This window comes from Rhizobium sp. TRM96647 (assembly GCF_025780115.1).
Classification (GTDB): domain Bacteria; phylum Pseudomonadota; class Alphaproteobacteria; order Rhizobiales; family Rhizobiaceae; genus Mycoplana.
The window spans coordinates 22931-44557 of the sequence record NZ_JAOXHF010000004.1 but is presented as its reverse complement, the minus strand read 5'-3'; the positions used below and the strand labels follow the sequence as shown (position 1 = coordinate 44557).

Here is a 21627-nt window from a genome sequence, read left to right as displayed (position 1 = left end):
TTCAGTCAGGCATTAACATATCGTCATTGCGTTTTGTCATGGCTCACCGGGTTTCCAGACGTTCGAGGCCTGGTCTGCACGGAAGATACGGCACGGTGCGACATCAGACCGCGGCAGCGGTTTCCAGGCAGGCAAGCACAAAATCGACCCGTTCCCCGACCGAGGCCCTCGGCAGTTCGACCGGCCGGTAGCCGAGCCTGGCAAACGTCTTCAGCGAAGCATCGTACTGCGCGACGGCCTCGTCGTAGGAATGCCTGCGCTCGTCGTCGCCCGCATAGATTTCGGGCCAGGGCGGGGTGAGAAAGACGGTGGCATTGTAGCGCAGCAGCCGTGCCGCCCTTTCGAGATGGACGGGAACGTCGCGGCCGAGATAGTCGAAGAACGCCACCGCATCGACGATACCGCGGTCGAAGAAGACCGGGCCGGCGCTTTCGGCAGCCGCCTGCATCTGCTGGATGGCGCAGAAGACGCACAGTTCGGCGAAGAGGGCCTGATCCCGCCAGGGCAGGCCCGGGCCGTCGATCAGCATCTGCTCCTTGACGACCTGACGCCCCGGCTCCTCGAAGGCAGGAAACCCTTGTGCCCTCAATGCCGTAAGCAGAGTGGATTTGCCGCCGCCCGAACAGCCTGAGAGGAGGACGAAATTGCCGGCGGGATCCGCCGGCTGGTGGAACTGATCGGTCTCGTCGGACATGACATTCTCCATGCTTGAGCAACGCCATGGCCCATCTCGCGCGATGGCAATTCGTAGCGAAGTCCGGGAAGGATGGGAGCGTGCCCGACGGCAGCTTACATTACTTCCCATATCCGCCACGCGGGCGTCAAACGGTGTTCAGCGATCGAGGGCGGCCGCGGCGAGGGCGGCGATGCCGAGGTCGATGTCGGCCGACATGTCGTCATCGAGGTACCAGACGGCCGACAATCCCGCCCAGGCGAGGATCCATTGCAGCAACCGGCGTTTGTCCAGCCCGGTTTCGGCGCAAACGATCTCGAGGCGGGCCTCGAAGCGCTCCGGGCGCGTCGCCACCGGGATCGAAGGATCGGCGAGGTCGGGATTGCAGAAGATGTTGGCGAGGTCGAAGCAACGCTCGCCGCGCAGTCCCTTGGGATCGATCGCCAGCCAGCCGCGATCGCCGAAATCCAGGAAATTGTCGTGATGGACGTCGCCGTGAAGGACAACGACGTCGCGCTGGCCGGCAAGGAGATCACGCGCGGTCGCCGCGGCCCGGGTCAGGATGCCGCCATGGGCGTTCGCGCCGGGCCCGAGCGCCTCGAACCACCGGTCGAGCGGGATCAGTTCCGGAATCGGCCCGGTTCGGGGAGCGTGAAGACGGCGCACCGCCCGGCACAGAATGCGCGTCGCCTCGTCGTCGCGGCCATTTCGGGCGCAGGCGGCGAGCGAACGCGGGCCGAGGGCGCGCTCGAGCAGGATCGCCTCGCCCGCCTGCGCATAGACAGCGGCCGCGCCATCGCCGTCCCACCAGGCCATAAGCCGGCCGCCGGACGCTTCCTCCGGCACTGTCGCCACCTTCAGCATCGCCGAACGGTGGCGCCATCGTACGGGGAGCAGACGGCTCGTCGGCGTGACGACCGCATCGCCATCCGCCACCAGCGACCATGTGCGGACATAGGGATCGAGTATGGGGTCGGTTGCGCCCGTGGCCATGCTCAGCCGGTTGTCGCCAACGCCAGCGACAGCAGGCCGCCCGCGGCAACTTCGAGGCGCAATTGCCGGTAGCTGTCGATTGACGGATGCGCCGTCGCCAGATCATCGGCATGCGTCGCCGTGACGACCACGACGCCGGCGCCGGCGCTCTCGCCGGCCGTCACCCCGGCCTCGACGTCCTCGAACACGAGGCAGCGGGCGGGATCGACGCCGAGTCGCGCGGCGGCGAGCAGGTAGCCTTCCGGCGAGGGCTTGCCGACCTTGACGTCCTCGGACGTCACCATTGTCTTCGGCAGTGCGATGCCCGCCGCCTCGAGCCTTCGCCTTGCCAGCGCGACCGGGGCCGACGTCACGATCGCCCAACGGTCCGGCGGCAAAGCGGAGAGGAACGCGATCGCGCCATCGATCGCCACCACGCCCTCCACGTCGTCGATCTCGCCGCGCTCGATCTCGCGTGCCTCGGCCAGCGGATCGACGCCCGGCAGGTCGAGGGCCGTGATCGTATCGATGCCGCGCCGGCCGTGCATGGTCGGCAGGAACGCCGCGACATCGAGCCCGTGCCGGCGGGCCCAGTTGCCCCAGACGCGCTCGGTCGCCGCAATCGAATTGATGAGCGTGCCGTCCATGTCGAACAGTAAGGCATCGAAGGTCTTGCCGAAGATCGGAAAGGTCTGTGCGTCCACGTCTTGTCCATCCATCTGCCGGAAAAGGGTGCGCCGGGAGGGCGCGCGATCCCGGGATACAGCGCCCGCGCCGAAGAGGCAACGCCGGGGCGTTCACGATCGGGAAAGCCTCTCCTTTGGTGTACAGTCCATTCAGCCCCGGGATACTGGCGCAAGCGCGCAATGACGCTTATCTTTCATCAAGAGGCGCCGGTCCCGCGGAATGCAGGAAAGGGGCGCCAAACGGCCGGGTGACCGGCCAGGGGGTGTCACGATGCGCATGCGAACCATTCTCGTCCTCGCGGCCGCTTGCGCGATGGCCGGCAGCGCACTGGCCACCGGCGACGCATGGTCTGCTCCGCCGGAGCCCGCCGAAAACGCACCCTACCAGTTGCCGGTGGTGGTTCACGGCAAGACCAGCATGCGCCAGGCGATGCGGTCCGGCTCGACCTTCAGCTTCAAGATGTTCCGGCAGGACGGCCAGGAGAAACGCCAGCCCTACTCCTACCCCGAGCCCGACAGCAACAGGTGACGTCGAACGGTCGTCGCGGATCCTGTCGTCGGCCGGTGGTCAGACGTGGAAGGCGGCGCCGATCAGCGCCTTCGTATAGGCATTGGCCGGCGCATCGAATATGCGGTCGGTCTCCCCCTCCTCGACGATCCGTCCGTCCTTCATCACCACGACATAGTCTGACATCGCCCTGACGACGGAAAGATCGTGGCTGATGAAGATGTAGGAGAGCCGGTGGGTGTCCTGCAGCCGGCGCAGGAGATCGATCACCTGGCCCTGCACCGAGCGGTCGAGCGCCGAGGTCGGCTCGTCGAGGATGACCACCTTCGGCTTGAGGATCATCGCCCGGGCGATGGCGATGCGCTGGCGCTGGCCGCCGGAAAACTCGTGCGGATAGCGATTGCGTGCCTCGGGATCGAGCCCGACCTCCTTGAGGGCCGCGACCGCGCGCCGGTCGCGCTCGGCCTTGCCGAGATCCGGCTCGTGCACCAGCAAGCCCTCGGTGATGACTTCGCCCACCGTCTGCCGCGGCGAAAGCGATCCGTAGGGATCCTGGAAGACGAGCTGCATCGCCTTGCGCAGGGGACGCATGCGCGAACGGTCGTAGCCCGAGATGTCGGTCGTACCAAAGCGGTAATAGCCGGCGCCGGGAATCAGGCGCAGGAGCGCGCGCCCGAGCGTCGATTTGCCGGAACCGGATTCGCCGACGACGCCGATCGTCTGGCCCTCCCTCAGCCGCACCGTGACCCGGTCGACCGCGCGAAACATCGACTTGCCGCCCGAGAACAGCCCGCCGCCGATCCGGTAGTCGACGACGACGTCGCGACCCTCCAGGATGATCGGGGCCGTGTCGGGCGGCGACGCCTTGCGCCCGTGCGGCTCGGCGGCAAGCAGCATCTTCGTATAGTCCGATGTCGGCCGCTCGAAGATGTCGGCCGTCGTCCCCTGCTCCACCACCTCGCCGCGCCGCATCACGGCCACGCGTTCGGCGAAGTGCCGAACGATGCCGAGGTCGTGGGTGATCAGCACGATCGCCATGCCGAAGCGCTCCTGCAGCGAGCGCAGGAGCTTGAGGATCTGGGCCTGGATGGTGACGTCGAGCGCGGTCGTCGGCTCGTCGGCGATCAGGATGTCGGGATCATTGGCGAGCGCCATGGCGATCATCACACGCTGGCGCTGGCCGCCCGAGAGCTCGTGCGGATAGCTGTCGATGCGCCGGGCGGGCTCGGGGATGCCGACGAGCTCGAGGAGTTCCAGCACGCGCTTGCGCGCCTCCCGGTAGCTGCCGCCGCGGTGATGGACGATCGGTTCGGCGATCTGTCGGCCGATCGGATAGAGCGGATCGAGCGAGGTCATCGGCTCCTGGAAGATCATGGTGACCTTGGCGCCGCGGACCTTGTTCAGCTCCGACGGCGGCAGGCCGATCAGTTCCCGGCCGCGGTAGGTTGCCGAGCCGGTGACCGTGCCGTTGCGGGCGAGCAGGCCCATGATGCCCATCATGGTCTGGCTCTTGCCGGAGCCGGACTCGCCGACGACGGCCAGCGTCTCGCCCGCCCGAACGTCCAGGCTGATGCCCTTGACGGCGTTGACGGTGCCGTCCGGCGTCGCAAAGTCCACCTTCAGGTCGCGGATGGCGAGGATGGTTTCGTTCTTGTCGGCCATCTCAGCGGTCCTTCGGGTCGAACGCATCGCGCAGGCCGTCGCCGACGAAGTTCAGCGAGAACAGGGTGGCGACGAAGAGGATCGAGGGGAAGATCAAAAGCCAGGGCGCAGATTGGATGTTGTTGGCGCCTTCCGAGATCAGCGCGCCCCAGCTCGTCAGCGGCGCCTGCACGCCGAGGCCGAGGAAGGAGAGGAAGCTCTCCAGCAGGATCACCTTGGGCACCACGACGGTGACGAAGACGATCACCGGGCCGATCGTGTTCGGGATGATGTGGCGGCGGATGATCTGCCAGTCGCTCAGCCCCAGCGCCTGGGCGGCGCCGACGAACTCGCGCCGCTTCAGCGCCAGCGTCTGCCCACGCACGATGCGCGCCATGTCGAGCCATTCGACCGCACCGATGACCAGGAAGATCAGCACGAAGCTGCGGCCGAAGAACACGACGAGCACGACGACGAGGAAGACGAAGGGCAGCGAATAGAGGATTTCGACGAAGCGCATCATGACGTTGTCGACACGCCCGCCGATATAGCCCGAGGTCGCGCCATAGACGACGCCGATGCCAAGCGAGACGAGGCTTGCGAGCAGGCCGACGGCGATGGAGATCTGCCCGCCCAGCATGACGCGTGCCAGCAGGTCGCGACCGTTGGGATCGGTGCCGAAGAGGAAATATTCCCGGCTCACCTGGCCGCTGAGTTTGAGAACGCGGCCGTCGTTCTCGGTCGCCTCGATCTTGGTGTCCCTGAACTCGTTGGCGCGGTCGAAATAGCGCGTCGCGCGCGGGTCGATCGGCTCTTCGGCGCTGATCGTGGCGGTAAAGGCCTGCCCCTCCACGGCGAACGCGTCGAGATTGACGCGCGCGCGGCCGGCAACGCCCTCCATCACATCCTGCAGCGTCGAGGTATCCGGACGCGGCTGAAGGCTTGGCGGAACCGTCACGTAGGACGAGAACACCTGGTCATAGGTGTGCGGGACGAACAGCGGCCCGACGAAGGAGAACAGCGCGATCAGGAACAGCGTGACGCAGCCGGCCATCGCCGCCCTGTTGCGGCGGAAGCGGATCAGCGCGAGCTGGAACAGGCTGCGGCTCACCGTCTTCGGCGGCTCGTTGACCGGTGTTGCGGCAAGATCAGTCATGGCGGACCCTCGGATCGAGAAGGCCGTAGAGGATGTCGACCAAAAGATTGAAGACGATGACGAAGATGGCGATCAGGATCACCGTCCCCATCACCAGCGTGTAGTCGCGGTTGATCGCGCCGAGCACGAAATAGCGGCCGACGCCGGGAATGGTGAAGATCGTCTCCACCACGGCGGAGCCCGTCAGCAGGGCCGCGGCGCAGGGCGCCAGATAGGAGACGACTGGCAGCATCGCCCCACGCATGGCATGGGTGACGACGACGACCCGCGACGGCAAGCCATAGGCGCGCGCGGTGCGGATATGGTCGGCGTGCAGGGCTTCGATCATCGAGCCGCGGGTAAGACGCGCGAACACGGCGAGCTGCGGCAGGGCCAGCGCGATCATCGGCAGGATGAGGAAGCGCAGCGAACCGTCGCCCCAGCCGCCGGCCGGCAGCCAGGACAGCGCGATGGCGAAGACCAGCGTCAGGACCGGGCCGACGACGAAGTTCGGCACCGTGGTGCCGACGGTCGCAAGCGACATGATGGAGAAGTCGAGCGCGCTGTTCTGGCGTAAGGCGGCCACCGTGCCCATGGTGACGCCGCCGACAAGCGCGAGCAGCAGCGCATAGAAGCCGAGTTCCATCGAATAGGGCAGGCCCTTGCCGATGAGTTCGGCGACCGAATTGTCCTTGTAGATGTAGCTGGGGCCGAAATCGCCGGTGACCGCGTTGGTGATGTAGGTCACGTACTGGCGCCAGAGCGGCTGGTCGAGCTGGTAGGTGCGGACCAGGTTCTCCATCGTCGCCGGGGGCAGCGGGCGCTCGAGATTGAAGGGGCCACCGGGGGCAAACCGCATCAGGAAGAAGGAAATCGTGACGACGATGAACAGCGTCGGCACGGCGCTCGCAAGGCGGCGCAAGACAAAGGCTATCATTGCCCGTACTCCCGTGAGGCGGCGCGCGGATCGGGCCCGCGCGCCGCCTCCTTGTCGCAATGTTACTCGGAAACGCTGAGGAAGCGGCTCAGGTGCTGGTTGGCGGCATTGTCATGCCAGCCCTGCACCCGGCCGGAAACGAGCCAGAGATCCGCCTGCGTCAGGAACGGTGCAATCGGCTGGTCCCGCATCAGCAGGGCCTCGGCCTCGTGCATCAGCTTCGAGCGGGCGGCCGGATCGACCTCCGCATAGGACTTCTTCATGAGGTCGTCGAACTCGGGGTTCTCGTAGTGACCGTAGTTGAAGGTCTTGTTGGAGCTCAGGCTGAGGGCGAGGAAGTTCTCGGCATCGGCATAGTCGGCCACCCAGCCGGCGCGGGCGACGTTGAACTTGCCGCCTTCCTGCAGGTAGGCGTAGTGCGAGGAGACATCGAGATTGACCATCGAGACATTGGCACCGAAGGTGTTCTTCCACATGTCGGCGACCGCCGTCGCTACGCGCTCATGGTTCGGGTTGGTGTTGTAGCGGATCTCGATATTCAGCGGCTTGCCGCCCTCGCCGTATCCCGCTTCCTTCATCAGGGCGATCGCCTTGTCCTCGCGGTCGAGCTGCGACAGCGTGGCAAAATCGGCCTTGGACGGCTCGCCGTAGGTTTCGATGCCCGGGGGAACCATGGAGTAGGCCGGGATCTGCGAGCCCGAATAGATCTCCTTGGCGAGGAAGTCTCGGTCGACGGCCATGGACAGTGCCTGGCGCACGCGCACGTCGCTATAGGGCTCCTGGCGGGTGTCGAAGGCGTAGTAGTAGGTGGCCAGCGTCGGCGAGACGTGGACCTGGTCGCCATAGGCGCCGCGCAGGCGGTCGATCTGGTCGGCGGAGAAGTTGTAGACGAGATCCATCTCCTTCGCCTCGAAGCGGCGGACCGAGGCTGCCTGGTCGTCGATCGGGTAGAAGATCACCTTGTCCAGCTTGACGTTGGCGACATCCCAGTAGCTGGGGTTCTTCTCCATCACGAGATTGTCGTTCGGCACGTGGCTGACGAGCTTGAAGGCGCCGTTGGAGACCATGGTGCCCGGCTTGACGAAATCGGCGCCGTTCTTTTCGACGCTCGCCTTGGACACCGGCAGCGCCGTCTGGTGGGCCAGCAGTTCCAGGAAGAAGGGGGTCGGGCGTTCGAGCGTGACTTCCAGCGTCTTCTCGTCGATCGCCTTCACACCGAGCTCGGTGGGCGGAACCTCGCCCTTGTTGACCTTTTCGGCATTCTTGATCGGATAGAGGATATTGGCGTAGCCCGCGGCTGTCTTCGGATCCTCGACGCGCTGGTAGGAGAACACGAAATCCTCGGCGGTGACCGGCGATCCGTCGGACCACTTGGCATCGGCGCGCAGCTTGAACGTGTAGGTCAGGCCGTCGTCGGAGAGGTCCCAGGTCTCGGCGGCGCCGGGCACGATCTTGCCGCTGGCGTCATAGATCGTCAGGCCCTCGTAGAGGTCCTTGAGGATGAATTCCTCGATGTTGATCGAAGTGTGGGCCTGGTCGAGCGTCTGCGGCTCGCCGGCATTGCCGCGATGAAGGACCGCCTCGGCCAGCGCCGGGCTGCTGGCGAGCAGGGCTGCACCCAGCACGAGGGCAGCGCGCAGGTTGAGAATTCGAGGTGTCATTGTTTTACCTTCCCCGTCGTTGTTTTTGCTTTGAAGGCCGGAGTGAAAGCCAGAAAAGCCGCAAACGCAAGGAGTATTGCATCAGGACGCCTCAAATCGGTCGAGCCTCTTGCGCAAGGTGAACGCCCTGATTGCAGGGTCAGCCGTTTCCCGCCGCCGTGTCCCAGACCGGATCAACAGGACCGGTGAGGCATCGTCAAATTGCACGCCATGGTCGCTGCGCAATTTTGCGAAAAAAGACCTGCCGTGTACGTAATATGTGGAATCGCGCAGGCGCGCCGCAATCATCTTTCGTTCGCGGACGGCAGAGCGGTGTTGCTCCCCCCACGTCCTCCAACCCGGCGGGTGGAATTTTCGAAGACCTGTTGTCGTTTTCCATCTATGGTAGCATCTGCCGCTGTGGATGACATGGCGAGGGAGCGGTCCAAGAGCGGCCGTGCGGGGGCGGAAGTGCGCATGCTTCGCCCGCCTTGCCTCGCAGGCCGCTTCGAGGCTAACGTCGCCTCGACCGAACCGGGAGCCCCACATGCGCGTCATCTTCTCCGAGGACCACAAGCTCAGAAATGCCAGGACCGAGCTGAGCGGCGGCGAGCTCGTGCCGCCTTTCGAGGCCCCGTTCCGGGCGGAATGGATTCTCACGGCGGTCAAGGAGGCGGGCTTCAACGATGTGGCGGCGCCGGCAAAGCACGGGCTCGAGACGGCGCTGAAGGTGCACGACGCCGGCTACCTCGCTTTCCTCGAGACCGCATGGGAGCGCTGGGAGGCCGCCGGATACCGGGGCGAGGCGATCGCTACCTCCTTCCCCGTGCGCCGGACCTCACCGCGCATCCCGACCGACATCGACGGGCAGCTCGGCTACTACTGCAACGCGGCCGAGACCGCGATCTCGCCCGGGACCTGGGAGGCCGCGCTCTCCTCGATGTCGTCGGCCCTCGACGGCGCCGATCTTGTCGCCGCGGGACACCGGGCCGCCTTCTCGCTCTGCCGCCCGCCGGGACACCATGCCGGCATCGACAGTTTCGGCGGCTACTGCTTCATCAACAACGCCGCCGTCGCCGCCCAGCGCCTGCTCGACAAGGGGGCCGCAAAGGTCGCCGTGCTCGACGTCGATTTCCATCACGGCAACGGCACGCAGGACATCTTCTACGAACGCGGCGATGTGTTCTTCGCCTCGCTGCACGGCGACCCGGCGGAAGCCTTCCCGCACTTCCTCGGCTACGAGGAAGAAACCGGCACGGGCGACGGCACCGGCACCACGCGGAACTACCCGATGGGGCGCGGCACGCCCTATTCCGTCTGGAAGGTCGCGCTGGACGATGCCTTGAAGCAGATCGCAGCCTACGGGGCGGAGGCGATCGTCGTCTCCCTCGGCGTCGACACGTTCGAGAAGGATCCAATCTCCTTCTTCAAGCTGACATCGCCGGATTACATCGACATGGGGCGGAAGATCGCGGCAAACGGCGTGCCCCTGCTCGTGGTGATGGAAGGCGGCTACGGCGTGCCGGAGATCGGCCTGAACGTGGCCAACGTGCTGAAGGGAATCTCCGGCTGAGGGGCCGGGGGTTGCCCGCCGGCAACACAGCCGGAAATTGCGGGCCGGGAAATCGGGAAGGACATCAGAGGTTCCATCTTGCCGCCGCAATCGCTAGTTTGAAGCAGAATCAAGATAAACGCTCGGAACCAGCTCTCCATGTACAAGAAGATCGCAATCGTCTCCCTCTCCGCCATCTACCTCTCCGCCTGCACCACCACCGATCCCTATACGGGTCAACAGAAGGTCTCCAATACCGCCGGCGGCGCGCTGATCGGCGCGGGCCTCGGTGCGGCGACCGGCCTTCTCGTCGGCAACAACCCCGTGCAGCGGCGCAATGCCGCGCTGATCGGCGCAGGCGTCGGCGCACTCGCCGGCGGTGCCATCGGCAATTACATGGACAACCAGGAAGCGGAGCTGCGCGCGCAGCTGCAGGGCACCGGCGTCTCGGTCACCCGCGCAGGCGACCGCATCATCCTGAACATGCCGTCCAACATCACCTTCGCCATCGACCAGGACCAGATCGTGCCGGCCTTCTATCCGACGCTCGATTCGGTCGCGATCGTGCTGCGCAAGTTCAACAGGTCGCTGATCGACGTCGACGGTCACACCGATTCCACCGGCTCCGCCGCCCACAACCAGGCGCTTTCGGAACGCCGCGCCTATTCCGTCGCCAATTACCTGGGCTCGCGCGGCGTCGACCAGCGGCGCATGTCGGCCATGGGCTACGGGCAGGATCGCCCGATCGCCTCCAACGCGACCGAAGCCGGCCGCGCCCAGAACCGGCGCGTGGAAATCTCGATCTCGCCGCTGCGCCAGGGCTGAGCGCTCCGCCGCATCGCAACAACGAACGCGCATCCCGACGGGGTGCGCGTTTTTCGTGTTGCATGCGAGAAAAGCGGCCGGCTCAGGCGCTCCCGCGGGCGGGATCGTCGTCGGCGGGGTTGTAGAACAATGACAGCACGAGGCTTTTCGCGATCCGTTCGGCGGTCGCCATGAACCAGTCCTTCGCTTCCGCGCTCGGCGCAATATCGTCGAGCGTTTCGGAAAACAGGCCCAGCCAGACCTTGAACAGCGGTGCCTCGAGATTGGCGATGCCCTGGTGCGCCATCACCGGCTTGCCCTGATATCCGCCGTCCTTGAAGGCGACGGCGGACCAGAAGCGCTTCATCTTTGCCAGATGCTCCGGCCACTGGCCCGCCAATCTCGCCTCGAAGACCGGGCCGAGTTGCGGGTGGTTCCGGACGCGATCGTAGAAGGTGTCCACGAGCACGGGGATGAATTCGGCATCCACGCCGATCTCCGCCATCTCCGAGACGGCGCGCGTGCGGATCTGCTGAAAGTGGGACTGGCGATCGTCTGCAACGGGTTCCATGCGACGACAGATAGGCCTTTCGCGCCAGCCCTGCAATCGGGCGCATCGCCGCACCAGAGGCCGGCGCCCGCTGTCGGGCGACGTGCGTTAGAACAGCGATCCCTGCTTCGGCGGGTCGGCTGCGGCCTCCGCCGGCTTGGCGGGCCTACGCTTTTGCGGTGCCGGCTTGGTGGCGGGTGCTGTGGGAGGCGTGTCCCCGCCCTGCGCGCGCTGGCCGGCCACGGCCTCGATGGTGCCATCGGAAAACTCGAGCGTCATGGCCGCTCCCTCCGGCAGATCCGCCGCCTGCTTGACGGCCTGTCCCATCTCGTCGCGGACAAGCGTGTAGCCGCGCCTGAGCACGTTCCTGTAGGACAGCGATTGCAGCACCCGGTCCTGGCCGATGAGCAGGGCCTTGCGGCGGGCAAGGTCGGCGGCAAGTGCTGCGTCGGCGCGAAGCACCAGCCCGGCCAGCCGGTCCCGCGAGCGCCCGGCCCTTGCCAGGATGCGCGACGGCGCCGTCCGCAAGGACGCATCCAGCGCGGCAACCCTGCTGCGGCCCTGGTCCAGGCGCCGCTCAACGACGCGGTCCACCCGCCGAAGCGCATCGGCAAGCCTCTGGCGGCGCTCGGCCATCCGGCCGGACAGGAGTTCCGGCCGCACATGCGCGGCGACGCGCTCGAAGGCGCGGCGCTTGTTGACCGTGTTCATCCGCAGGCCGCGGCCGAGGCCGGCGGCCGCCTCGTCGAAGCGCCGGCGCGGCAGCGCGAGCAACTGGTCCAGCGACGGCAGCGCCCGGGCGAGCGCGCGCACCGCCTGGCGGCGGCCGTCCATCTGGCGGCTCGCCGCCCCGCGCAGGCGCGCGGCGAGCGCGGAGACCGCCGCCTCCAGGTCGGCCCGTACCGGAACGGCCATTTCGGCCGCCCCCGTGGGCGTCGGCGCGCGGCGGTCGGCCGCATGGTCGATCAACGTCCAGTCTGTCTCATGGCCAACGGCGGAAATCAGCGGGATCGCAGAGGCCGCGGCGGCGCGGACGACGATCTCGTCGTTGAAGCTCCAGAGATCCTCCAGGCTACCGCCGCCCCGCGCCACGATCAGCACATCCGGACGCGGGATCGCCCCACCCGGCTGCAGGGCGTTGAACCCCCTGATCGCGGCCGCGACCTCCTCGCCCGAGCCCTCGCCCTGGACCTTCACGGGCCAGACGAGCACATGGACCGGGAAGCGGTCGGCAATGCGATGAAGGATATCGCGGATGACTGCGCCGGTCGGCGAGGTCACGACGCCGATCACATGCGGCATGAACGGCAGCGGCCGTTTGCGCCCGGTGTCGAACAGGCCCTCGGCCGCGAGCTTGCGCCGGCGCTCCTCCAGCAGTGCCATCAGCGCGCCGGCGCCGGCCGGCTCGAGTGTCTCGATGACGATCTGGTACTTGGACGATCCCGGGAAGGTCGTGATCTTGCCGGTGGCGATCACCTCCATCCCTTCCTCGGGGCGAAAGCGAAGCCTGGAAAAACTGCCCTTCCAGATCACCGCGTCGATGCGGGCGCGGTCGTCCTTGAGGCTGAAATAGGCGTGGCCGGAGGAATGGGGACCGCGATAGCCGGAGATCTCGCCGCGCACCCGCACCTGGTCGAAAGCCTGCTCGACCGTACGCTTGATCGACCCGGAAAGCTCCGAGACGGAGTATTCGGCAAGGTTGGTGGGCGAATCGTTGTCCGGAAACATGCTCATGCCCCATTCTGACCGGCTCCGCGCCGCGTGGCCAGAGGGGCGCTCATACCGTCCCCGCAAAGACGAGGCGTCATCCTCGCGCCGGATCTATTCCGCGGCCCGGACACGATCGATCTGCAGGTGTGCTGGGCACACCGCCGGTGCCATGCTCTGGTCATGGTTCGGCTATTCCCGCTTCGTCTTCGGCCCGCCTGCCGCCTCGAAATAGGCGCGGGTGGCCTCGTCGCCGGGAAAGAAGGATTCGATCAGCACACCTTGCACCAGCGCGTCCTGCGCCGACCCGAACGAGGTGAGCGTGGTGATGAAGGTCAGGCGCTCTTCGCCGTGCCGGATCTCGATCGGCAGGACAGGCAGGCGTTCGGTCTCCGGATAGGTCTCGATCGCAGCGCGCACGGCCGGATCTGCCGCCAGCCGCTCGATCCTCCTTGCCAGCGCGCTGCGCGGGCCCTGCAGCCATGCGTCGGCGCGGATGCGGTGGACGAGATCGGCCGCCGTTCGCGGCCAGTTGACGATCAGGGTCCGCAGCGGGGATGGCCCGAGATAGGCGTCGAGGAAATTGTCGCCGGTCTTCAGCGCGGTGCCCGCCATCGCCACCAGGCCGCCGAAGGCGGCATTTGCGGCGAGCACGTTGTAGTCGTGATCGAAGACGACGCCGGGATAGGGATCGTGACGGGCCAGGATCAGCCTGATCGCCTCGACGACGGGCGCCGGGAGGGCTTCCAGATCGCGTGCGGGGTGCGTCTCGTGGCGTGGCCGGAAGCCGGCGGCGGAAAAGAGGATGCCCTGGTCGCGCGCCGGGATCGCCAGCACATCCGCAAGCCGCAGGATCATCCCCTCGGACGGGCGCGACCGGCCGGTCTCCAGAAAGGACAGGTGGCGCGCGGAGATGCCCGCCTCCACGGCCAGGCCAAGCTGGCTCATGCGTCGATGGCCGCGCCATTCCTTGAGATGTTCACCGAACTCCATGGCCTGGATCCTCTCCGTTCCGCGCCATCAAACCGAAACCGGGAAAGAAATCCATTACCTCAGAGGTAATTGGTTCTACGACCCGGGTCGTCGAGGATTGCCCCATTCGCAACGAAAGGAGCATCCCATGCTTGCCAGCATCAACCGCAATCTCCTCAAGGCCGTCATGCTCGCCGACGGCGCCTTCTCGCTCGTGGCAGGTGCCGGACTTGTCGTCTTTTCCGGTCAGGTGGCCAGCCTCGCCGGCCCTGCCGCCTCATCCGGCATCGTCACGGCGATCGGCATATTCCTGCTCGGCTGGGGCATCTTTCACCTGGCATCGGCGCGCCCGCCGCATCCGGCAGAGCATGCCGTCCGCCTCGCCATCGCCGGCGACGCGGCCTGGGTGATCGGAAGTGCCGTCATCCTCCTCGTCGGGCGCGACGGCCTGTCCCTGGCCGGCATCGCCGCGATCGCGGTTGCCGCAGTCGCCGTCTTCGACATCATGCTGCTGAAAGTCGCCGGATTGCACCGCCGGCGGGCAGCGACGGCCTGAGACGCTGAACGAGGCCTTCCGGCACCATGGCCGGGAGACCTCTCGGCCTGCACGGACGTCGGCCTGCACAGACGTCCAGGGGGCGGTCAGACTGCTTCCCAGCCGTCCCTGTCGCTGGCGCGGTAGATGGCGTCGATGAATTTCTGGCTGTTGATCGAGCTCTCGAGCGTCACCACTTCCTCGGGCTCGCCCCGCGCCGCCCGCGCGAAAGCCTCGGCCTCCAGCTTGTACTGCCGCGAATCCTGGAAACGGAACAGCTGCGACTGGGAATGGTTCTGGTTGGTCAGTTCGACCTCCTCGGCGCCGTAGCGGTCGGCGTTGAAGGGCGACTTGACCTCGATGAATCCCTTGTCGCCGTGGAAGACCATCACCTGGCGGGCGGCGAGCTGGGTGGAGATGTAGAAACTCAGCTCGAAGTCGCCGAAGTCTGCGCGCACGCTCGAATAGATGTCGGTGCCGAAATCGGGATCGCGTTCGGTGGCCGCCTGGACACGGATCGGCTCCTTGCCGGTGGCAAAGCGGGTGGTGATGGTCGGATAGACACCGATGTCCGGCAGGCCGCCGCCGCCGAGGGCCGGAATGTTGCGCATGTTGCCGGGATCGCGGTTGAAATAGGTGAACGCGCCCTGGACGTGGCGCAGCCGGCCTATGGCGCCCTCCCTCAGAAGCTCGCGGACCTTGCGCCACACCGGGGCGTAGGTGACCATGTAGGCCTCGGAGATCAGCACCTTGTTGCGGTCGCGGGCGGCAATCAGCGTCTCGATCTCGGAGGCGCGCAAGGCGATCGGCTTTTCGCACAGCACGTGCTTGCCGGCGTCGGCTGCCTTGATTGTCCACTCGACGTGCTGCGAGGTCGGCAGCGGGATGTAGACGGCGTCGATCAGATCGGAGGCCAGCATCTCTTCATAGGAACCGAAGGCGTGGGGCACCGAGAAGCGATCGGCCATGGCGCGGGCTTTGGCGAGATCGCGGCTCGCGATCGCGGTGACGACGCAGTTCTCCGCGTCCTGGATCGCGGGGACGACCAGTTCCCGGCCAATCTTGGCCGTAGACAGGATACCGAAACGCAACATGGAAACTCCCTCCTTGAATCGGCCGCAGACTATGCCTGAGGTACGTGCCTAGCAAGGGCAGCCCGCGGCGAAATTCTTCCCCTGCCGGTTCAAAAGTCCGCCGCCTGCCCTATGCTTGAGGGGGCCATCCGCCTGCCTCGTCACCAGAAAATGGAGAATGCATCATGCAGAAACGGACTCTCGGCCGAACCGGCCTGAGCATCGCACCGCTCGTCTTCGGCGGAAACGTGTTCGGCTGGACCGCCGACGAGAAGACCTCGTTCGCCTTGCTCGACGCCTTTACGGATGCGGGCTTCAACGCCATCGACACGGCCGACGTCTATTCGTCCTGGGTGCCGGGCAACAAAGGCGGTGAATCCGAGACCATCATCGGCAACTGGCTGAAGCAGTCCGGACGGGCCCGTGACAGCGTCGTCCTGATCACCAAGGTCGGTTCCGACATGGGCCAGGGCCACCGGGACCTGTCGCGAAAGTGGATCATGGAGGCGGTCGAGGCATCGCTGAAGCGGCTGAAGACGGATCACATCGATCTCTACCTCTCGCATTGGCCGGACGACCGCACGCCCTACGAGGAGACGCTCGAGGCCCATGCCGCACTGGTCAAGGCCGGCAAGGTGCGCGCCTTCGGCGCCTCCAATCTCGATGCCGCGCAATTGCAGGCATCCTTCGCAGCCGCCGACGCGGCGGGCCTGTCGCGCTATGCCGCGCTGCAGCCCGAATACAATCTCTACGACCGGGACGGCTTCGAAGGCCCGCTTGCGGAACTCTGCGCCCGCGAGAACATCGGCGTCATCACCTATTTCAGCCTTGCGCACGGCTTCCTCAGCGGAAAGTACCGTTCGGTCGCCGACACGGAGGGCGCGGCCCGTGGCGGCAGCGTCGCCGGATATCTCGATGCCAAGGGCCTGCGCATCCTCGCAGCGCTCGACAAGGTCAGCGCCGAGACCGGCGCGAAACCCGCAGAAATCGCTCTCGCCTGGCTGATGGCAAAACCCGCCGTGACCGCGCCGATTGCCAGCGCGACCAACCTCGATCAGTTGAAGAGCCTGGCGAGATCGGCAAACCTGACGCTCTCCGCCGACCACATGGCGGCACTGGACGCGGCGGGAGCCTGATCGCTTTCTTGGGCCCCCGACCTGCCTCTTCCCGCCATCCAGAAAAGCCGCCGGCAGGACGGAACAACTGCGGCCCCTCGCCGTTGTCGGGAAGCACAAGCAAGCGACAAGGCCATGCGACTTTGGCCAGGCCCGATCAAGTGACAGGGGCCGGGCAAAAGAATGACGGGCGGGGAGGCCATCGAGGCGGCCGGCGGATCCCTCGCCCGTCATTTCAATTCGTTGTTCTTGCGTGTGGACTGATCTTCGCGTGGTCAGACTCTTCGCAATCTCAGGCGCGGAGAACGCCACCCGTCGTCTTGGCCACGTTCGTGACGATCTTCACCGTCAGTGCCTCGAAGTCCTCGTCCGTCAGCGTCTTGTCCGACGGCTGGATGACGACCTCGATCGCGACCGACTTCCTGCCGTCGCCGACGGAAGCCCCCTCGAACACGTCGAAGACGTTGACGCTCGTGATTAGCTTCCGGTCGGCGCCCGCGGCCGCCCGGACAAGGGCGCCGGCTTCCACCGTCTTGTCGACGACGAAGGCGAAGTCGCGCTTCACCGCCTGGAACGGCGAAAGCTCGAGCGCCGGCTTGGTCCGCGTCGCCTTCCTCTTCGGCTCGGGCATCGCGTCGATGAAGATCTCGAAGCCGGCGAGGGCGCCGGAAACGTCGAGGGCGCCGAGCGTCTTGGGATGGAATTCACCGAAATGGCCGAGCACGACCTTCGGGCCCATCTTGATGGTGCCGGAACGGCCGGGGTGGTACCAGGACGGGCCGCCCGGCTCGATCTGGACATTGCTCATCGGCAGGCCGCAGGCCTCGATCACCGCGAGCGCATCGGCCTTGGCATCGAAGACGTCGACAGGCTTGCCGCCGCCCTTCGCCGGATTCGACCAGAGCCGCCCGGCGCCGGAAAGCGAGGCCGTGGCGCGGCGGATACCGCCGGCGACGCGCCGCTGGCCTTCCGGCCGGTCGTTTTCATAGGTGCCGGAGACCTCGAAGATCGCAACATCGCCAAAGCCGCGGTCGGCGTTTCGCTGCGCAGCCGTCAAAAGGCCCGGCAGCAGCGAGGGCCGCATGTCGGACATGTCGGCTGCGATCGGATTGGACAGCGCCAGCTCCGGCGCGCCGCCGCCGAAGAGCTCGGCCTGCGCCTTGGGGATGAAGGACCAGGTGACGGCCTCCATCATCCCGCGGGCGGCAAGCGCGCGCTTGGCAAGACGCGAGCGGATCTGCAGCGTCGTCAGGATCTTGCCGTTGACGCTCGCATGGCTTTCAAGCGGTGCGGCGTGAATGTTGTCGACGCCGTGGATGCGCATCACTTCTTCGACGAGGTCGGCCTTGCCGTCCACATCCGGCCGCCAGGAGGGCACGGAGACGGACAGCCTTTCGCCCGAGCCGGAAACGCCGAAGCCGAGCTTTTGAAGGATGTCCGCACTCTCGGCGGACGAAATGTCCAGGCCGGTCAGCCGCCTGACTTCCGAGACCGGGAAATCGACGACTTTCGGCTGGAAGCCCTTGTAGCCGACAACATCCGCCTTCGCGGCGATGCCGCCGCAAAGTTCGAGGACGAGTTCCGTGGTGCGCTCGAGGCCGGGGATCATGTATTCCGGATCGACGCCGCGCTCGAAGCGGTAGCGCGCATCGGTGATGATACCGAGCGTGCGGCCGGTCCTGGCGATGTTCATCGGGTCCCAAAGTGCGGATTCGATCAGCACATCGGTGGTGTTCCCGTCGCAGCCGGAATGCTCGCCGCCCATGACGCCGCCGATGGATTCAACGCCTTCGGCATCCGAGATCACGACATTGGCCGGCGACAGCGTGTATTCACGCTGGTCGAGCGCCAGCACTGTCTCGCCTTCCCGGGCGCGGCGGACGGTCAAGTTGCCCTTGACCTTGGCAGCATCGAAGACGTGCATCGGCCGGCCCTGGTCGAACGTCATGTAGTTGGTGACGTCGACCAGCGCATTGATCGGACGCAGCCCGATCGAGAGCAGCCGCTGCTGCATCCAGCGCGGGCTGGGGCCGTTCTTCACACCGCGTACGAGGCGGAGCGCAAAGCCGGGGCAAAGGTGCGTATCCTCGCCGAGTTCAAGCGCCACCTTCACCGGCGTCTCGCCTTCTGTGCGGAGGGTCGGCGCTTTGGGTGCCTTCAGTGTACCGAGGCCGGAGGCCGCCAGGTCGCGGGCGATGCCGAAGACGCTGGTGCAATCGGGCCGGTTCGGCGTCAGGTTGATCTCGATGACCGGATCGTCGAGCCCGGCATAGGCGGCGAAACTCGTGCCGACCGGCGCATCGGCCGGCAGGTCGATGATGCCGTCGTGATTGTCCGACATCTGGAGTTCCTTCTCCGAGCACATCATGCCGCGGCTCTCCACGCCACGGATGTTGCCGACGGAAAGGGTCACGTCGATGCCGGGAACGTAGGTGCCGGGCGCGGCGAAGGCGCCAACAAGGCCCGCGCGCGCATTCGGCGCGCCGCAGACGACCTGGACGGGCGCGCCGGCGCCGGTGTCGACCATCAGCACGCGCAGCTTGTCGGCATTCGGATGCTGTTCGGCCGAGACTACCTTCGCGATCACGAACGGCTTGAACGAAGCCTTGTCGTCGACCTCTTCGACTTCCAGCCCGATCGCGGTCAGGCGTTCGCAGATCTGTTCGAGCGAGGCGTCCGTTTCCAGATGCTCTTTCAGCCAGGAGAGTGTGAATTTCATAGTTCTATTCCGCGCCGTTCTGTTCAGGGTTTCGGACCACTTTCTCCCAGCGGTATCCTTTCTCTCCCGCACCACCACCGGTCCATCCATACGGCTCGTTGGTTGTCCGTACTAAGAATTCTATCCCTTCCTCAGATTTCGCCACCATGTCGCGGGGCGCCATCCGGTAATCGATGATCTGCCCCTGCCGGTAGGAAACATCGGCTTTTGATTCGTGTAGCGCGAGATAGGCACCATATCTCAAGCTCTCTCGAACATTCTGCTCGGCAACGACCCAAGCTCCGCTCCAAAATTGTCCGTGTTGTGCTTCAAGAACGCCGCGGTTGGCCGAACAAACGAAATGGTAGCCGGTCACAACATCGTGCTCTGTGTGCTCAGCTTGATAGCGTTGAAGACGCTGCCGGCGGGGCGGGCGCCTTGCCAATTCGTCGTCACACATCTGAACAACGTCATGCGCGTCAAGTCGGAGCGCATTGCCTCGAAGAGTGTCGAGGGCCTCGATCGTGTAGGCAGCGAGCTTTTCTGGCGTGATTGCATGTTTTGTCTTGGTCATACTCTCCCACCTCCCTTAAGCACTCAGGCCGCCGAACAGGGTCGGGACGTCGAGCGGGCGGAAGCCGTAGTGGTTCATCCAGCGGACGTCGGCGTTGAAGAAATCGCGCAGGTCCGGCATGCCGTATTTCAGCATGGCGATGCGGTCGAGCCCCATGCCCCAGGCGAAGCCCTGGTACTCGTCCGGGTCCAGGCCGCCGGCGCGCAGCACGTTCGGATGCACCATGCCGCAGCCGAGGATCTCCATCCAGTCGGTGCCCTCGCCGAATTTGACGATCGGGCCTGAGGAGCGGTCACACTGGATATCGACCTCGAAGGAGGGCTCGGTGAAGGGGAAGAAGGACGGGCGGAAGCGCATCGTCACGCCGTCGACCTCGAAGAAGGCCCTGCAGAACTCCTCCAGCACCCAGCGCATGTTGGCGACATTCGCCTTCCTGTCGACGACCAGACCCTCGACCTGATGGAACATCGGCGAGTGGGTGGCGTCCGAATCCTGCCGATAGGTCTTTCCGGGGATGATGATGCGGATCGGCGGCTTCTGCGCCTCCATGGTGCGCACCTGCACCGGCGAGGTGTGCGTGCGCAGCACCTTGCGCTCGCCGTTTTCATCCGGCGGGAAGAAGAAGGTGTCGTGCATCTCGCGCGCTGGATGACCTTCCGGGAAGTTCAGCGCGGTGAAATTGTAGTAGTCGGTCTCGATATCCGGACCCTCGGCGATGGAGAAGCCCATATCGGCAAAGATCGCGGTGATCTCGTCGATGATCTGGCTGATCGGGTGGATGCGGCCGCGCTCGGCCGGCGAGGACCGGACCGGCAGGCTGACGTCCACCGTCTCGGCCGCAAGCCGGGCTGCGATCGCAGCGTCACGCAGTTCGCTCTTGCGGGCGGTTATCGCATCCGTCAGGTCGTTCTTCAGCGCGTTGATCGCGGCTCCGCGCGTCTGGCGCTCTTCCGGCGTCATCGTGCCGAGCGTCTTGAGAAGTTCGGAGACGGACCCCTTCTTGCCGAGGGCGGCGACGCGCACGGCCTCGATGGCCGGCTCGTCGCCGGCGGCCGACACGTCGGCCAGCAGGGTCTGTTTCAAGGTATCGAGATCGGACATCGTTCAAAATCCATTGAGCCCAAAGAAAAACCCGCGCCAGCCCTGCCAGCGCGGGTTTCCCAACTTCTATGTACAAAGGCTTGGGAAGCGCTGGATTAACGAACCGCGCTTTCAAACTCGTTGGTGGTGCCGGCGTCCTTGAGGTAGGCGAGCGCCTTCTTGGAAGCTTCGACGAGGGCGCCGAAGGCTGCCGGCTCATGGATCGCCATGTCGGACAGGACCTTGCGGTCGACTTCGATGCCGGCCTTGTTCAGGCCGTCGATGAAGCGGCCGTAGGTCAGGCCGAATTCGCGGACGGCAGCGTTGATACGCTGGATCCACAGAGCGCGGAAATTGCGCTTGTTCACCTTGCGGTCGCGGTAGGCGTACTGCTTGGAACGATCGACCGCGGCCTTGGCGGCGCGGATCGTGTTCTTGCGGCGGCCGTAGAAGCCCTTGGCGGCCTTGAGCGTCTTCTTGTGCTTGGCGTGGGCGGTGACGCCGCGTTTTACACGTGCCATGTCATGATCTCCTTAACGTATCCAAAAAGCCTGAAAGTCTCAGAGACCGTTCGGCAGGTAGTTCTTGATGACCTTCTTGCCATCGGGCTCGGCGAGAACCATGGTTCCGCGCGCGTCGCGAATGAACTTGTTGGTACGCTTGATCATGCCGTGGCGCTTGCCGGCGGCAGCTGCGACGACCTTGCCGGTCGCGGTGATCTTGAACCGCTTCTTGGCAGACGACTTCGTCTTCATCTTGGGCATTTTGCTACTCC

The 21627-nt window shown here is 65.7% G+C and carries 21 protein-coding genes; 5 read left to right on the top strand and 16 right to left on the bottom strand.

The genetic code is table 11. From position 1 onward, the window contains the following. Window positions 1–103: 103 nt before the first annotated feature. The 3 genes from OCK02_RS08745 to OCK02_RS08735 all read right to left on the bottom strand — a co-directional run bounded on the left by OCK02_RS08745 (window position 104) and on the right by OCK02_RS08735 (window position 2364). Window positions 104–694 (bottom strand): AAA family ATPase, encoded by a 591-nt coding sequence (locus tag OCK02_RS08745; protein WP_263812719.1) that lies wholly within the window; start codon window positions 692–694, stop codon window positions 104–106. 138 nt (window positions 695–832) lie between these two features. Next, the gene (locus OCK02_RS08740) at window positions 833–1666 is read right to left on the bottom strand and encodes an aminoglycoside phosphotransferase family protein (RefSeq protein ID WP_412178788.1); all 834 of its coding nucleotides are present in this window, start codon (window positions 1664–1666) and stop codon (window positions 833–835) included. A gap of 2 nt (window positions 1667–1668) precedes the next feature. Beyond that, window positions 1669–2364, bottom strand: a complete 696-nt coding sequence (locus OCK02_RS08735; protein WP_412178787.1) for an HAD-IA family hydrolase — start codon at window positions 2362–2364, stop codon at window positions 1669–1671. 238 nt (window positions 2365–2602) lie between these two features. Between OCK02_RS08735 and OCK02_RS08730 the strand changes: the two genes are divergently transcribed. Continuing rightward, window positions 2603–2860 (top strand): hypothetical protein, encoded by a 258-nt coding sequence (locus OCK02_RS08730; RefSeq protein WP_263812718.1) that lies wholly within the window; start codon window positions 2603–2605, stop codon window positions 2858–2860. A 39-nt stretch (window positions 2861–2899) separates the two neighbouring features. On the opposite strand, the gene OCK02_RS08725 is transcribed toward OCK02_RS08730, so the two are convergent. From OCK02_RS08725 to OCK02_RS08710, 4 genes are all read right to left on the bottom strand, one after another. Continuing rightward, window positions 2900–4501, bottom strand: a complete 1602-nt coding sequence (locus OCK02_RS08725; RefSeq protein WP_263812717.1) for an ABC transporter ATP-binding protein — start codon at window positions 4499–4501, stop codon at window positions 2900–2902. A gap of 1 nt (window position 4502) precedes the next feature. Continuing rightward, window positions 4503–5636 carry an ABC transporter permease gene (locus tag OCK02_RS08720; protein WP_263812716.1) on the bottom strand — a complete coding sequence of 378 codons (1134 nt, stop codon included), beginning with the start codon at window positions 5634–5636 and terminating at the stop codon, window positions 4503–4505. Continuing rightward, on the bottom strand, window positions 5629–6552 hold the full coding sequence (gene oppB / locus OCK02_RS08715; RefSeq protein WP_263812715.1) for an oligopeptide ABC transporter permease OppB: 924 nt from the start codon (window positions 6550–6552) through the stop codon (window positions 5629–5631). Before oppB ends, OCK02_RS08720 begins: the two co-directional genes overlap by 8 nt. A gap of 62 nt (window positions 6553–6614) precedes the next feature. Further along, entirely contained in the window at window positions 6615–8213 is a 1599-nt protein-coding gene (locus OCK02_RS08710) for a peptide ABC transporter substrate-binding protein (RefSeq protein ID WP_263812714.1), read from the bottom strand. Between the two features lie 526 nt (window positions 8214–8739). Between OCK02_RS08710 and OCK02_RS08705 the strand changes: the two genes are divergently transcribed. Together OCK02_RS08705 and OCK02_RS08700 are read left to right on the top strand one after the other, a co-directional pair. Then, window positions 8740–9765, top strand: coding sequence for a histone deacetylase family protein (locus OCK02_RS08705; protein WP_263812713.1), 1026 nt, complete (start codon window positions 8740–8742; stop codon window positions 9763–9765). Window positions 9766–9903: 138 nt separating this feature from the next. Further along, entirely contained in the window at window positions 9904–10569 is a 666-nt protein-coding gene (locus OCK02_RS08700; protein WP_230807916.1) for an OmpA family protein, read from the top strand. Between the two features lie 82 nt (window positions 10570–10651). On the opposite strand, the gene OCK02_RS08695 is transcribed toward OCK02_RS08700, so the two are convergent. The 3 genes from OCK02_RS08695 to OCK02_RS08685 form a co-directional block, all read right to left on the bottom strand. Continuing rightward, on the bottom strand, window positions 10652–11119 hold the full coding sequence (locus OCK02_RS08695) for a group III truncated hemoglobin (protein ID WP_263812712.1): 468 nt from the start codon (window positions 11117–11119) through the stop codon (window positions 10652–10654). An 87-nt stretch (window positions 11120–11206) separates the two neighbouring features. Then, window positions 11207–12832 carry an exodeoxyribonuclease VII large subunit gene (gene xseA / locus OCK02_RS08690; RefSeq protein WP_263812711.1) on the bottom strand — a complete coding sequence of 542 codons (1626 nt, stop codon included), beginning with the start codon at window positions 12830–12832 and terminating at the stop codon, window positions 11207–11209. A gap of 165 nt (window positions 12833–12997) precedes the next feature. Then, on the bottom strand, window positions 12998–13798 hold the full coding sequence (locus tag OCK02_RS08685) for a helix-turn-helix domain-containing protein (RefSeq protein WP_263812710.1): 801 nt from the start codon (window positions 13796–13798) through the stop codon (window positions 12998–13000). A gap of 127 nt (window positions 13799–13925) precedes the next feature. Here OCK02_RS08685 and OCK02_RS08680 point away from each other — a divergent pair, with 127 nt between their 5' ends. Beyond that, the gene (locus OCK02_RS08680; RefSeq protein ID WP_263812709.1) at window positions 13926–14333 is read left to right on the top strand and encodes a hypothetical protein; all 408 of its coding nucleotides are present in this window, start codon (window positions 13926–13928) and stop codon (window positions 14331–14333) included. Between the two features lie 86 nt (window positions 14334–14419). Here the strand turns inward: OCK02_RS08680 and OCK02_RS08675 are convergent, their stop codons facing one another. Further along, window positions 14420–15406: a Gfo/Idh/MocA family protein gene (locus OCK02_RS08675; protein WP_263812708.1), complete on the bottom strand. Its 987-nt coding sequence runs from the start codon at window positions 15404–15406 to the stop codon at window positions 14420–14422. 164 nt (window positions 15407–15570) lie between these two features. On the opposite strand from OCK02_RS08675, the gene OCK02_RS08670 reads away from it, so the two are divergent. After that, window positions 15571–16521, top strand: coding sequence for an aldo/keto reductase (locus tag OCK02_RS08670; RefSeq protein ID WP_263812707.1), 951 nt, complete (start codon window positions 15571–15573; stop codon window positions 16519–16521). A gap of 271 nt (window positions 16522–16792) precedes the next feature. Here the strand turns inward: OCK02_RS08670 and pheT are convergent, their stop codons facing one another. From pheT to rpmI, 5 genes are all read right to left on the bottom strand, one after another. Then, window positions 16793–19219, bottom strand: a complete 2427-nt coding sequence (gene pheT / locus OCK02_RS08665) for a phenylalanine--tRNA ligase subunit beta (protein WP_263812706.1) — start codon at window positions 19217–19219, stop codon at window positions 16793–16795. 4 nt (window positions 19220–19223) lie between these two features. Then, window positions 19224–19772 carry a hypothetical protein gene (locus OCK02_RS08660; protein WP_263812705.1) on the bottom strand — a complete coding sequence of 183 codons (549 nt, stop codon included), beginning with the start codon at window positions 19770–19772 and terminating at the stop codon, window positions 19224–19226. 15 nt (window positions 19773–19787) lie between these two features. After that, window positions 19788–20873: a phenylalanine--tRNA ligase subunit alpha gene (gene pheS / locus OCK02_RS08655; protein WP_263812704.1), complete on the bottom strand. Its 1086-nt coding sequence runs from the start codon at window positions 20871–20873 to the stop codon at window positions 19788–19790. A 95-nt stretch (window positions 20874–20968) separates the two neighbouring features. Then, on the bottom strand, window positions 20969–21373 hold the full coding sequence (rplT, locus tag OCK02_RS08650; RefSeq protein ID WP_230807925.1) for a 50S ribosomal protein L20: 405 nt from the start codon (window positions 21371–21373) through the stop codon (window positions 20969–20971). A gap of 39 nt (window positions 21374–21412) precedes the next feature. After that, on the bottom strand, window positions 21413–21616 hold the full coding sequence (gene rpmI / locus OCK02_RS08645) for a 50S ribosomal protein L35 (RefSeq protein ID WP_024270153.1): 204 nt from the start codon (window positions 21614–21616) through the stop codon (window positions 21413–21415). Window positions 21617–21627: the final 11 nt, after the last annotated feature.

What these genes read in the sequence shown, in the direction of transcription:
- OCK02_RS08745 (WP_263812719.1), bottom strand. Translation starts at nt 694, where the DNA reads ATGTCCGACGAGACCGATCAGTTCCACCAGCCGGCGGATCCCGCCGGC.
- OCK02_RS08740 (WP_412178788.1), bottom strand. Translation starts at nt 1,666, where the DNA reads ATGGCCACGGGCGCAACCGACCCCATACTCGATCCCTATGTCCGCACA.
- OCK02_RS08735 (WP_412178787.1), bottom strand. Translation starts at nt 2,364, where the DNA reads ATGGATGGACAAGACGTGGACGCACAGACCTTTCCGATCTTCGGCAAG.
- OCK02_RS08730 (WP_263812718.1), top strand. Translation starts at nt 2,603, where the DNA reads ATGCGCATGCGAACCATTCTCGTCCTCGCGGCCGCTTGCGCGATGGCC.
- OCK02_RS08725 (WP_263812717.1), bottom strand. Translation starts at nt 4,501, where the DNA reads ATGGCCGACAAGAACGAAACCATCCTCGCCATCCGCGACCTGAAGGTG.
- OCK02_RS08720 (WP_263812716.1), bottom strand. Translation starts at nt 5,636, where the DNA reads ATGACTGATCTTGCCGCAACACCGGTCAACGAGCCGCCGAAGACGGTG.
- oppB (WP_263812715.1), bottom strand. Translation starts at nt 6,552, where the DNA reads ATGATAGCCTTTGTCTTGCGCCGCCTTGCGAGCGCCGTGCCGACGCTG.
- OCK02_RS08710 (WP_263812714.1), bottom strand. Translation starts at nt 8,213, where the DNA reads ATGACACCTCGAATTCTCAACCTGCGCGCTGCCCTCGTGCTGGGTGCA.
- OCK02_RS08705 (WP_263812713.1), top strand. Translation starts at nt 8,740, where the DNA reads ATGCGCGTCATCTTCTCCGAGGACCACAAGCTCAGAAATGCCAGGACC.
- OCK02_RS08700 (WP_230807916.1), top strand. Translation starts at nt 9,904, where the DNA reads ATGTACAAGAAGATCGCAATCGTCTCCCTCTCCGCCATCTACCTCTCC.
- OCK02_RS08695 (WP_263812712.1), bottom strand. Translation starts at nt 11,119, where the DNA reads ATGGAACCCGTTGCAGACGATCGCCAGTCCCACTTTCAGCAGATCCGC.
- xseA (WP_263812711.1), bottom strand. Translation starts at nt 12,832, where the DNA reads ATGAGCATGTTTCCGGACAACGATTCGCCCACCAACCTTGCCGAATAC.
- OCK02_RS08685 (WP_263812710.1), bottom strand. Translation starts at nt 13,798, where the DNA reads ATGGAGTTCGGTGAACATCTCAAGGAATGGCGCGGCCATCGACGCATG.
- OCK02_RS08680 (WP_263812709.1), top strand. Translation starts at nt 13,926, where the DNA reads ATGCTTGCCAGCATCAACCGCAATCTCCTCAAGGCCGTCATGCTCGCC.
- OCK02_RS08675 (WP_263812708.1), bottom strand. Translation starts at nt 15,406, where the DNA reads ATGTTGCGTTTCGGTATCCTGTCTACGGCCAAGATTGGCCGGGAACTG.
- OCK02_RS08670 (WP_263812707.1), top strand. Translation starts at nt 15,571, where the DNA reads ATGCAGAAACGGACTCTCGGCCGAACCGGCCTGAGCATCGCACCGCTC.
- pheT (WP_263812706.1), bottom strand. Translation starts at nt 19,219, where the DNA reads ATGAAATTCACACTCTCCTGGCTGAAAGAGCATCTGGAAACGGACGCC.
- OCK02_RS08660 (WP_263812705.1), bottom strand. Translation starts at nt 19,772, where the DNA reads ATGACCAAGACAAAACATGCAATCACGCCAGAAAAGCTCGCTGCCTAC.
- pheS (WP_263812704.1), bottom strand. Translation starts at nt 20,873, where the DNA reads ATGTCCGATCTCGATACCTTGAAACAGACCCTGCTGGCCGACGTGTCG.
- rplT (WP_230807925.1), bottom strand. Translation starts at nt 21,373, where the DNA reads ATGGCACGTGTAAAACGCGGCGTCACCGCCCACGCCAAGCACAAGAAG.
- rpmI (WP_024270153.1), bottom strand. Translation starts at nt 21,616, where the DNA reads ATGCCCAAGATGAAGACGAAGTCGTCTGCCAAGAAGCGGTTCAAGATC.